Annotated in this window: 16 protein-coding genes; 15 read left to right on the top strand and 1 reads right to left on the bottom strand. The window is 33.6% G+C overall.

From position 1 onward, the window contains the following. The first annotated feature begins 12 nt into the window (after positions 1-12). The 15 genes from B1R93_RS05575 to B1R93_RS05510 all read left to right on the top strand — a co-directional run bounded on the left by B1R93_RS05575 (position 13) and on the right by B1R93_RS05510 (position 10,578). Entirely contained in the window at positions 13-717 is a 705-nt protein-coding gene (locus tag B1R93_RS05575; protein WP_088102957.1) for an SAM-dependent methyltransferase, read from the top strand. 195 nt (positions 718-912) lie between these two features. Continuing rightward, a complete protein-coding gene (locus B1R93_RS22660; RefSeq protein WP_133058606.1) occupies positions 913-1,074 on the top strand; it encodes a DUF4083 family protein in 162 nt (53 codons plus the stop codon). A gap of 538 nt (positions 1,075-1,612) precedes the next feature. Then, positions 1,613-2,116 carry a hypothetical protein gene (locus B1R93_RS05570; protein WP_088102956.1) on the top strand — a complete coding sequence of 168 codons (504 nt, stop codon included), beginning with the start codon at positions 1,613-1,615 and terminating at the stop codon, positions 2,114-2,116. A 187-nt stretch (positions 2,117-2,303) separates the two neighbouring features. Further along, positions 2,304-2,741 carry a VOC family protein gene (locus B1R93_RS05565; RefSeq protein WP_088102955.1) on the top strand — a complete coding sequence of 146 codons (438 nt, stop codon included), beginning with the start codon at positions 2,304-2,306 and terminating at the stop codon, positions 2,739-2,741. Between the two features lie 611 nt (positions 2,742-3,352). Beyond that, positions 3,353-3,730, top strand: coding sequence for a hypothetical protein (locus B1R93_RS05555; RefSeq protein WP_088102953.1), 378 nt, complete (start codon positions 3,353-3,355; stop codon positions 3,728-3,730). 577 nt (positions 3,731-4,307) lie between these two features. Continuing rightward, positions 4,308-4,868: a cysteine hydrolase family protein gene (locus B1R93_RS05550; RefSeq protein ID WP_088102952.1), complete on the top strand. Its 561-nt coding sequence runs from the start codon at positions 4,308-4,310 to the stop codon at positions 4,866-4,868. A 132-nt stretch (positions 4,869-5,000) separates the two neighbouring features. Continuing rightward, positions 5,001-5,372 (top strand): DUF4181 domain-containing protein, encoded by a 372-nt coding sequence (locus tag B1R93_RS05545; RefSeq protein WP_088102951.1) that lies wholly within the window; start codon positions 5,001-5,003, stop codon positions 5,370-5,372. Positions 5,373-5,550: 178 nt separating this feature from the next. Then, the gene (locus B1R93_RS22655) at positions 5,551-5,712 is read left to right on the top strand and encodes a DUF4083 family protein (RefSeq protein ID WP_133058605.1); all 162 of its coding nucleotides are present in this window, start codon (positions 5,551-5,553) and stop codon (positions 5,710-5,712) included. A 115-nt stretch (positions 5,713-5,827) separates the two neighbouring features. Next, positions 5,828-6,442, top strand: coding sequence for a Type 1 glutamine amidotransferase-like domain-containing protein (locus B1R93_RS05540; RefSeq protein WP_088102950.1), 615 nt, complete (start codon positions 5,828-5,830; stop codon positions 6,440-6,442). Positions 6,443-6,921: 479 nt separating this feature from the next. Then, positions 6,922-7,152, top strand: a complete 231-nt coding sequence (locus B1R93_RS23185; protein WP_207634119.1) for a hypothetical protein — start codon at positions 6,922-6,924, stop codon at positions 7,150-7,152. Positions 7,153-7,289: 137 nt separating this feature from the next. After that, entirely contained in the window at positions 7,290-7,775 is a 486-nt protein-coding gene (locus B1R93_RS05530) for a peptide ABC transporter substrate-binding protein (RefSeq protein WP_088102948.1), read from the top strand. Between the two features lie 453 nt (positions 7,776-8,228). Continuing rightward, positions 8,229-8,765 (top strand): RNA polymerase sigma factor, encoded by a 537-nt coding sequence (locus tag B1R93_RS05525; protein ID WP_088102947.1) that lies wholly within the window; start codon positions 8,229-8,231, stop codon positions 8,763-8,765. Then, on the top strand, positions 8,749-9,483 hold the full coding sequence (locus B1R93_RS05520; protein ID WP_088102946.1) for a hypothetical protein: 735 nt from the start codon (positions 8,749-8,751) through the stop codon (positions 9,481-9,483). Before B1R93_RS05525 ends, B1R93_RS05520 begins: the two co-directional genes overlap by 17 nt. A gap of 130 nt (positions 9,484-9,613) precedes the next feature. Beyond that, the gene (locus B1R93_RS05515) at positions 9,614-9,931 is read left to right on the top strand and encodes a lipoprotein (RefSeq protein WP_088102945.1); all 318 of its coding nucleotides are present in this window, start codon (positions 9,614-9,616) and stop codon (positions 9,929-9,931) included. Between the two features lie 83 nt (positions 9,932-10,014). Further along, the gene (locus B1R93_RS05510; protein ID WP_088102944.1) at positions 10,015-10,578 is read left to right on the top strand and encodes a GNAT family N-acetyltransferase; all 564 of its coding nucleotides are present in this window, start codon (positions 10,015-10,017) and stop codon (positions 10,576-10,578) included. Positions 10,579-10,844: 266 nt separating this feature from the next. Here the strand turns inward: B1R93_RS05510 and B1R93_RS05505 are convergent, their stop codons facing one another. Then, positions 10,845-11,411, bottom strand: a complete 567-nt coding sequence (locus B1R93_RS05505; RefSeq protein WP_088102943.1) for a TetR/AcrR family transcriptional regulator — start codon at positions 11,409-11,411, stop codon at positions 10,845-10,847. Between the last annotated feature and the right edge of the window lie 140 nt (positions 11,412-11,551).

Genomic DNA, 11,551 nt, shown 5'->3' with positions numbered 1-11,551 from the left:
AGGTGAGTATAGTTGAGTAGAGTTGAGAAGAGTACAAAGTTAGATTTAGAACGAATTGTTTTTATTGGGAGAACCTTTGAAGAGTATTTGGATATGTTCTCGCTTTCAGAGGAAGAACTACAAGGAAAGAAAATACTCGATTGTCCAGCAGGAGCTTGTTCATTTACTGCTGTTGGAAACGAATTAGGTTTAGATGTAACAGCATGTGATATTGCATATTATCATTCGGGTGAAGACTTAAAAAATAAAGGTCTTCAAGATATTGAACACGCAATGGAGCATATGGAAAAAGCGAAAAATAATTATAAATGGGATTATTTTAATAATGTAGAAGGTCTTAGAAAACATCGTTTAAGAGCCTTGCAAGATTGTACCAACGATATGAGGGAATCCAGCGAAAGATACATTCCCGTTACTTTACCTTCGTTACCATTTAAGAATGCAGAATTTGATATTCTTCTTTCGGCACATTTTTTATTTATGTATGCGGATAGATTAGATTATCAATTTCACATCGAAACGCTTAATGAGTTATTGAGGGTTACGAAAGAGGAAGTTCGTATTTTCCCTTTAGTTGATTTAGAGGGAAAAAGATACGAGCATTTAGATAAAATGATAAGTTATCTGGCTGACAACGGCTGTACAGTTGAAGAAGTGGAAGTACCATATGAATTTCAGACAAATGCTAACTCGATATTAAAAATTAAAAAAGGTTAGTAAAGAAAGGGGCAACGTGGAGGCGTTGCCCCTTTTTAAAAATACCTCTTAATTGAGCTAACGGGGGCGTTAGCAGAACAGAGTTGACGCTTCTTCAACTATTGAGGAAGGTTAAATTATTACAGAACTGAGGGTAATTATCCGAAATTCTTTAATAAAATATGTTAAAATTTAGGTCGTTACGGAGGTGATTATATGGGAACTGCGATTTATCAAATAATAGCTATTTTAATTCCTATTTCGATAATTCTTTTAGTTGCATGGTTTATTCGTTCATCCATAAGGAAGAGTAAACAGTTAAAGAGAATGGAACAAAAATTGAACGAAATCGCAAGCAGTAATACTAAAGAAAATTAGCATTATTCAGCAAACGGGTGCGCTACTTTAACAAAGACTAGCGCCTTTTTGTTTTTGTGCTAACGGGAATACTCTTACGATAGGGTTTGCCTTTACTTAAAAATGCTTTGACCTGACTTACACCTTTTGAAACATTCAGGCCTCTGAGAGGGCGCTGAAAAACCTTGGTTAAGTAACTCAAAGAAGAAGTAATGGCTTCGCACGTTGCACGCCTTGCTACGAAAAAAACACTCGTAGCAAGGCTCTAAAAATCGGGCAACGGCTACGCACATTTCATAAAGGTCACTGAAAAAGGAAAAACCACTCTTTTTCAGTGACCTCGCCAATGACTGGATTCATAACTAATTTCCTCGTAGATTCGACTTGCTGTACCCCTAAACCTTCTTGCAGTATCATAGCTTCGCTTGTTATACGAGATCCGAGTCCCAACCAGCCTTAAACGCAATTTTTACAGAAGTTATTCGATTAACGGGCAGAATACTTCAATAAGGAATATGGGCTTTTATGGTAAAATTCTCTTAACAAAGGGGGAATAAAATTGAATAAAAAAAGGAAATTACTATTCGGAATTTCAATAGGTTTTAATATAGTACTCGTCGCAATTGTAGCATGGGGAATTATAAAGATGAACTTCGTAAAGGAGCAAGTTCTTGTTACAGAAGTCCAAAATAATTTAGTAGAATTGGAAGGTTTAATTGCTAACCAGAGTGAGGATAATTGGTCTGAACCTAACTTGGTTACAACTGAATTAGGAGATGTGTTAAACGGAATTTGGCTTGGAATGACTACTGGAAAGCAGTTAGGAACGCTTTCTAAAAGTGACAAGGAAATTCTTGAACAGTTGTATTCCAAATTAAATCAATATCCTAATGATGAACTATATAATTTTGTTGATTTAACCGAAGAGGATAAAAAGAATTTTGAAGACCTACGGGAAACACTTCGTGAAGTTGGATTAGGATTAAATATTACTATAAGTGCCAATATGGATTCATTTATGAGACAAGCAGAGGCATTAAATGAAAAGATTGAACCCCATTAAATTAACATATACTTGATATTGTGCTAACAGGGTGCTTTAGTTTAACAAGCTAAAAATAGCAATCATAATCATTATCTTGCTTTTCCACAATCGAGCCAGTTTGTTGAAGAGGAAAACTATTAAGCAATCGAGAAGACATTTTAAGGAGATATAAGTGATAAACTTAGGAACATAGGAGGTATGGGATATGAAGATCCATCGAATAGATCATGTGGGTATAATCGTCAATGATCTTTCTGCCGCGAAAGCGTTTTTTCTTGACTTTGGCCTTGAAATGCTAGGGGAAGGAGAAGTGGAAGGCGAGTGGGTGGAGCGGATAATAGGGCTTCAAGACGTTAAAGTGGACGTTGTAATGTTACGAACGCCAGACGGTGACACGAATATAGAACTAGTAAAATTTCACACGCCATCAGATGAAAATGGCATACAGCGTCCGTTGGCAAATACTCTTGGTATCCGGCATATTGCCTTTGCTGTTGAAGATATTGAAGCCCTTGTTACCAAAATGAAAAAGAAAGGCGCAGGACTTATTGGTGAGATAGAAAACTACGAAAACGCTTATAAATTATGCTACGTGCGTGGGCCAGAAGGAATTATTTTGGAATTGGCGGAGCAAATCAAATAAATTAAGGGTAATTCATAGTATAGGGTAACTTGTAATCAAAGTTGTTCAACAATATTAATACTATCTAATAGATGTTCCATTAATGGAGTAAGACTTTCCAACAATACTGGATATATATGTTATTATTGTTTCAGATTGTGAAGAAATGTACTTAAGTAAACGGATGCTATTCTTCAAGAAGAGAATGGCTTTTTCTTATTGAAGTAACGGGGGCAGATTTGCACAAGAAGTCGCTGTTGCTCTGTAAAAAAAGGAAAATGATGGTAAGCTATAGGGGCGGGATAATAAAAAGGTTTAGGGGTGATAATTTGCTTTTGAAAAAAGCTACGAAATACGATGATTTAATTGCTTTAATGTTATCGCTTATATTTGCACGACTAATAGGAAGAGATATTTTAGGTTTGACAATCGATTTAGATAATATCTTTTTTTCAAGTTTATTGGTGTTGTTGTTTATAATTGTATTTTACTTTGTGACAAGAGTAATTATTTCATTGCTTATAAATTTTGCAATTAAATTTGTTAAACACTAAATCTTTTGTGTTGAACTATCGGGTGCAAGAATTGAAAAGACGATTATCAAACTGATCGTCTTTGTTTGGGGGGATTAGATGAAAAAATGGTTAATAATTATTGGTGTGTTGATTGTAATCTTAGGTATTGTTGCTGTTGATAGTAAGTTCTATTATCCTACATTACCTATTGAATCTGTGAGTAAAAAGGAAGTTTTAGAATCCTTGAATGATACATCACAAGATATTGTGAAAATAGCTGAAGAAAATGGTTATGAGTGGTATATAACACCAGAGAAACAAGGAAAAGCACATGAAAATTTAAAGAATATGATTAATAGCAATGGGTGGCAATTTCAACAACAAGAAGGTAGTGGCTATTTTTTTGAAAAAGGTGATAATACACTAATTGCAACAACACAAATGTGGACAGGAAATTATGTTATTGTAAAAATCCCAAAGGATTGGAAAGAGTAACTATTTATTGTTTGTGAAGGATTGTACCTAAACTAAAGGGTGCTTATATACAGTATCAGCAATAAAACGTTGATGCGGTGCGCGCTTTATCATTGTTTACATGTATCCATAGATAAGCGTTTAAGGACTTGACTTGGAGCCTCTATGGGTACGATTTGAAAGGCGGGAAGCCGTTGTTTCATCAGGCAACCATCCTATCATACCCACCTCTCCAAATAAAGTCCTGCCATTGTTAACGTTGAATACTATAAATACTTACTGAAGATAATGTTTCTACAAAGATAGTAAAATGACATTTTTGTTTCATTACTTACGTTAAATACGGTGGAAAATCATACTGTATATAAGGGTGCTTTGTTTCAATAAGGGAGCAAGGCTTTGTAAAGATAACTAAAGGTAATATAACAATAAAAAATAAAAGGGAGAAGGGGAGGTATGAATCAACACAGGTCTTATCTTATAGGTTCTTTGTTAATTTTGTCAGGTACAATTTTGTTAGGTATTATGCACTTAGTAATTGCAACGTACATTCCTAATATGAGAGGTTGGGGCAGCCCTAAATGCTAGGGGGAATCTTATGGAGGACAAGAAAAAGGCTTTAATTATAGTCGATGTACAAAAAGCTTTCGATGATAAGAAATGGGGAGAACGAAACAATCTAAATGCAGAAGGAAACATTAGTAAGATACTACAATTGTGGAGAGAAAAAGGATGGTTAGTAATACATATACAGCATACTTCTGATAATCCTAATTCAGTGTTTCATCCTAAGAATAAGGGGTTCACTATAAAAGAAGTCGTTGAACCTATTTATAAAGAAGTAATAATAAATAAAAAAGTAAACAGTAGTTTTATTGGTACAAATTTAGAAGAGCTTCTAAAAGTAAATGAAGTAACAACAGTTGTAATCACTGGTTTAACTACACCTCATTGTGTATCAACAACGACAAGGATGAGTGGTAATTTAGGGTTCGATACATACCTGATATCAGATGCAACAGCTGCCTTTGGCATGAAGGACCAAAATGATACATATTATGATGCAGCAACTATTCATAATATATCTCTAGCTACTTTGCACGAAGAATTTGCCACAATACTTACAACAGAGCAATTGATAGACGAGTTTTTTAAATAGATTTATGTTACTAAAGGGAGCATTCCTTCAACAAGGGATGCTCTTTTATCTGTTAATAAAAAGGAAATTAATGTTAAACTAAAAGAGCAGGTTAATTAAATTAAAACACTTAAGATAGCAAGGGGGAATTAGGTGAAGTATGTAGTATTTTTAATAGTTCTACTTATTCTGATGCTTTTAATAGAAAAATTAACAAACAAGATACTTGGAGTACAAAAGAAAAAGGTTTCGGAAACACCTGGTAAAATAATCGACAGATGGGGTAGAGGTATTATACTTGTCATCTTCTTAAGTGCATTATGGTTTGTGATTACCAACGATTCAGACAAAATTCTGAAGTTGTTTTGGATGACCTATCTAGCATTATTATTAGGTTTCCAGGCGATTATGGAATTTATCTATATAAAGGATTCAAAGCAATATATCAGTACAACTATATTACTAATATTAGGTCTCATTATAATTTACAATATAGAATTTTTATTAGGATGGATTAGTAGTTAGTAACTCAAGAAATGAAATATTGTGAACCATTGCACTTAAAGTAAAGGGGGCGTTAGCAGAACAGAGTTGACGCTTCTTCAACTATTGAGGCAGGTTAAAGTATTACAGAACTGAGGGTAATTCTCCGAAATTCTTCAATAAAATATGTTGAAATTCAGGTCATTACGGAGGTGATTATATGGGAACTGCGATCTATCAGATAATAGCTATTTTAATTCCTATTTCGATAATTCTTTTAGTTGCATGGTTTATTCGTTCATCCATAAGGAAGAGTAAACAGTTAAAGAGAATGGAACAAAAATTGAACGAAATCACAAGCAGTAATACTAAAGAAAATTAGCATTATTCAGCAAACGAGTGCGCTACTTTAACAAAGACTAGCGCCTTTTTGTTTTGTGCTAACGGGCGGGAATGTTGTAGTAGAGAAAATAAAAATATAAAAAGGGGTAAGTAAAATGGCTAATATTTTTTTGACTTCAAATGGTTTCTATACAGACATGATTAAAAATGAATTCTTAACGGTTCTTAATAAGCAATTGCCTAATCCTAAAGCTGCTATCATAACAACTGCTTCCCCACAGAAAGAAAATAATAGATATGCAGTCAAGGCTAAAAATGATTTATTTGGAATGGGAGTAAAACAGGTAGAATTTCTTGATATTGAATTTGAGGAAGTAAAAAAATTGAAACAGTATAATATCATTTATATTAACGGAGGAAACCCATTTAGTTTACTTTATCATATGAAAAAAAGTGGGGCTGACATAATATTAAAGGCGTTATCAAAGCAGAATACAATATTTATTGGAGTAAGTGCTGGTGCAGTTATTTTAGGACCAAATATTGAGGTGGCTAATCATTTTACCCCCCTGATGAATACAACTGAAGTGAAAGACTTAACAGCATTAAACAAAACAGAAAAGGTTATTTTTCCTCACTATGACAGAGAAGATATTTTTAAAGACAACTCTGGTAAAAGCATAGAAGATAGATTGATGGAATTTGAAATAACTAAGCAAAGTTCAGTTATCATACTAAAGGATGACCAATACTCATTGATAAACGTATAGGGTGCTTTTTCACTAGCGGGTGCGTTCCTTTAACAAGGGACGCATTTTTATGTCAGTGAAAAGGAAATTAATGTTAAACTAAAGAGGCAGTTTAATGGAAGAAGAGCTAAGGAATTTGTGGAATATTTGTATGAGAAGGGTGTTTATAGTTGAAATTATTATTTTCGATATTCTTCGTATTCTTAATGATTATTTCAGGTTGTAGTAACGTAGCTGATAATACAAAAACACAATTTAAAACTTTATAACAAGCAACATTAAAAAGTGATGTACCATTAGCTAATGTTTTTCATACTGAAGAAATGGATGAAACCGCATTCTCTCTTTACCAATCTCCAAATGGATATGGAGTTCTTCACTTTTCTAAAAAGGATGATGGTTGGGATTATCAAGGGAGTTCAGGTTTTATGTATGCTGTTGACACTGACATAAAGCCTTTTTCTTTTAGTCAATCAACGTCGCATAAAGGGGAAGCTTCTTTGGAAAATGAAAGTTTCTATACAACGGTATTTTTAGGAGAAGTAGCTGACCCTGAAATTAGTAAAATTACAGTTGAATATGACAACACTCAAAAGGACGCAATTTTAATACAAAATAAGGAGAGAAAGTTTTGGTATCTTTTATCTGAACAGGATGATGGTAATGAAAGGGTAGGCATGGTTTCTGCTTATTCTTCCGAAGGAGTATTGCTTTATCAGAAAGGAAAATAATTTATTACGCTAACGGGTGGAATTGCTCAATAAAGGGTAATCGCTTCTTGTGCTAAAGAGGCAGGATTAGTTCAAGAACAAGTATTTTAAAACGTAATTTTAAATAACATCGTCTATATAGTAAAGGATGGGTAAATTTGAAGTTTAAATATTTTAGCATTCTATTTATACTGTCGGTATTGCTTTCTGCTTGCGATACTGGAATAGAGCCAAAAGAACATTTAGGAGAAATATATAGTGTTGGATTGGACTCTATAATGGAACAAGATGAAGCATTAAGTAGTGATATGGAATATATAGCTATTGATATGAGTAATTTTGAGGAAGTAGATGAAAGTGATAAAGAAGAAATTATAAGCTATTTCAAGGAAAAATATAAAGTTGAAGTAATGGATGCTACTTTTGAACAACTGAAAGAAAAGGGATTATATAATCCAGATACGATGGTTTTGGATGGCGTACTTCTTAGAATAGAAAAAGTTGATTTTAAGTTTAACAACAATATATTTTTTGAGGGTTCCAAGTATCGTTCAGGGGATGGGGCAGTTGGAGTAGAAGTTACAGTTCATTATAAAGATAATAAATGGAAATCCAAAGAAGTGAAAATGACTTGGATTAGTTAATTATTATTGTGTTAACGGAGTGCGTTAGCAGAACAAAAGCAGACGCTTCTTCAACTATTGAGCAGTTTAGTGTTAGAAGTAGAATAGCTTATTATTGCGTAGTTGACTACATACTGCGCAGCAAGAAACGTCTTTAGTCTTTATGAAAAAAATTTACCTTTCAAGTAAAGGTGTTCTTTTTTATAAGTGTTAAGAATTTTTGAATTACTGATAAGTCTCCAACTGGATATTTATGTTAAACTTTATATAAGTTAGTGAAACAGTGTACTAAAGTAACAGTGCAGTTTAGTGAATTAAAAGATTACAAACTACAAGTTGAAATTTTATAAGATGTATAAAAGTCTTGAGTAATAACTCTCAAGATTTTTTTATATTGGTCTTTATCTTATAAAATCGCAACATTTACATTTTTACTACGTCTAAATATAGAATGTAAGAAAAGGGGGATCGATTGTGTCAAGTGAAAAACAAAGAGAAACGGATATTTGTGATTGGTATGTTAGGTACGGGGATGCTATTTTTAAATACATACTTATGATGATACAAGATTATCAACAAGCAGAAGATTTGACTCAGGAAACATTTCTTAAAGCATACAGGTTCTATGATAATTTCAACCATCAATCAACGAGAAAAACATGGCTTTTTAGTGTGGCTCGTAACTCAACAATAGATTATATGAGAAAAAGAAAACCTCTTCAATTAATCAAAGAATTTCTATTATTTTCAAAAAAAGATGATTCACCATTACCAGAAGATGCTGTAGTAATAAAAGAAAATGTACAAGAGTTATACGAGGTGTTAGGAAAAATGAAACCAAAATATAAGGAGGTTATTATCCTTCGAAAAATTAAAGGTTTTAATATAAGAGAAACAGCCGAGATATTAAATTGGTCTGAAGGAAAAGTTCGAACAACCTTATTTCGTGCGATGTCAGAACTTCAAACACGAATGATTAAGGAGGGGTTTCCAAATGAAAAGACCATTTGATGATGAATCAGAGGTTAATAATAACTTAAAGAAAATGGAAAGTAATATCTATTGGAATCAAAGCCGAAAACAAAAAGTGGGCTATTCTATTCAAAAAGAAATTCGTAATACTCCTCTTTATAAAAAAAGAAAAAAGAACATGGTCTATTTAACAAGTTTGGCTGTATTTGTAATCATTCTATTTATCGGATACCAATCAACTTTTACTAATATTTCCAACAAAAAAGCGAGTGAAACGCATGAAAGTATTAAAAGTACAGACGAAGAAAACGATTTCGAAACAAGGGAACTTATTCAGGGTCTTAAAGCTGCACAAGAGCAAGTTTCATTTAAGATCATTTTACCTGAATTGAATTTAGTACCTTCTTCAATAAGAGAAGAAAGTTCAATTGAGGTACGGAATTACGGTGTTGATTATGTCGAAGAAAATACAAATAATGAGAACCTAGAGGAGTTGAATGGAGTTCGAACAACATTTGGCAAGGGAAGGAAACACATTATAATTAGCCAAACATTTGATACTGGTAGACCACCAGATATTAATGAATTAGAATTATTAGATATTACAGGTGCTGAAGCATATTTAAAACCTTCAGAATTTGGTGGACCTAATAGAATATACCTTTGGAAAGATAATTTGTATTTTAACATTAGTGCCGTTGAAGTATCTGTTGAAGAGTTAGTTGCTATTGCTCGATCTGTTTCTAGTAGTAAATAAATAGGGGGCGTTTGTTCAACAGCAGGAAGGTTATTCAAGTAACGGGGGTGTTTCTGTAACGGCAGAGGATCGCTTTTTTGCTAACGTGGCATTTAGTGACAGAGGGACACCTGAATATGGGGGGAATGCATTGAAAAAAACTTTAGGTTGGTTAATTCTCGTTATATTTTTGCTTGCGTCTTGTGGGGGAAATGGACCATACACATCGACAGCTTCGATGTTAATCGTAACGGAAAAAGGTCATTCAAGTGACTACAAAGAATATTGGATTAAAGCTTATAACCCAAACACTCAAACAAAAGAGGAAGCATTTAAGATTATAGTTCAAGAAGTGATGGTTTGGAACTTAATTGAGGTGAATAAAGAGTATTTTTCTACTTATGCAAAAGAAGATGATAAACCTTGGATTTTAGAACAAATTGAGCATAAAGAAATTGAAAAAGATTAAAGCGTTTAAAAACTACTTCAACAAAACGAAAGACGGAGTTGTCGTTTCGGAACCTTTGCTTATTGAATGGGGGTGTGAAACTGATGGAATTTAAGCGGTTAGAAGGAAAAAGAGTTATTTTAATTCCTCTAGAGATGGAACATAATGAACAATTATTTCAATGTGCCAAACAACCGGAAATATGGGAGTTCTTACCTAGAAAAATTAATTTAGAAAAAGATATGGAAGAGTTTGTTTGTACAGCCATTCAAGGTCGAGAACGTGGAGAAGAGTTTCCATACGTTGTTTTTGATAAAAAATTAGACAAAATCGTTGGTATGACAAGATATTTAAGAATTTCAAAACAAAATAAAAACTTAAATATTGGATGGACGTGGTATAGTTCAGAAGTTTGGAGAACAGGAGTTAATACCGAATGTAAATATTTATTATTACAGTATGCTTTTGAGAGCTGGCAAGCAGTTCGTGTTGAAATCATAACAACCGCAAACCATATTAGGTCCCAAAAAGCGATTGAACGTATAGGGGCAAAAAAAGAGGGTGTTTTAAGGAAAAAATATAATGGGATAGATTATGTCTTTTATAGTATTACTGATGATGATTGGAAAACGGTAAAAAATCGTTTGGAAAGTTTCATGGAAGGTTGAATAATTTATTCTTTTTAGAAAATAAATAAATTCTCTTATTAAGTTAAAGGGTAGCATGAGTGGAACAACTGGAGTTGTCGTTGAGGCAGTTCCTTCTTGTGCTAACGAACAAGGGCACTGAAAACGGTTGTTTTTCAGTGCCCTGTTAAAGACCTGTCTTTAGATTATGTATTGGCTTTTCATAAGCAAGCAGTGCAGCCAAAAAAGCGGAGATATCTAGTAATTGAAACGATGAATGATGAAGCAGGAGAACCGTCCCCTAATTCCTACACCACCCCTAAAAGCCCCTTATGGATAAGACTGTTAATCATTTCAGCTATTTCCTTTGGGGATTTGTCCATGCCGTTATTGAGCCAACGTTTGATCACATGAATGCACCCATTAATGATGAATGTGCTTATATACTCTGAGAGCTCCTTATCAAATTGCTCTACATCTCTCCAGTTTTTCAGGAAGAACTGATGGGCAAAGTCCGTCGCTTTTTTCTGGAAGGTTGTGTCGGTTCTTTCGTGTAAGAGCGTTTTACACACTTCTTCAATGGAAGCGAAGTACTCGACTAAATCTTGAATCATGTGAAGCTCGTCTTCTTCTTTTTTATACGTGTACTGATTTAAATACCCCGCCATATCCTCGATAATTTCATCTTCTATTTTGTTAAGCAAATCAAATTGATCGGTGAAATGAGAATAAAAGGTTGACCGATTGATGTCGGCTAGTGCGCATAGTTCTTTCACGGTAATAGAGGAAATGTCTTTTGTTTTTAATAGTGTCATTAGGCTATCTTTTAACATCATGCGTGTGTATTTTTTTCGTCGATCGATTTTGGAACTCATGTTATGTACCTTCTTTCTTGACCATTTTCCAACATAATTTCGTCATGTGTTGGAGAACCTACACATTTTAAACAACTGTTTGTTGATTAGACAACACCGTGTCAATATAATGATAGGGGGAACATGAAAAAAAGGCAAGA

This window comes from Halalkalibacter urbisdiaboli, from assembly GCF_002156385.1.
In the GTDB taxonomy this organism is placed as follows: Bacteria; Bacillota; Bacilli; order Bacillales; family Bacillaceae_D; genus Halalkalibacter_A; species Halalkalibacter_A urbisdiaboli.
This window is presented reverse-complemented; position numbering and strand designations above follow the sequence as displayed.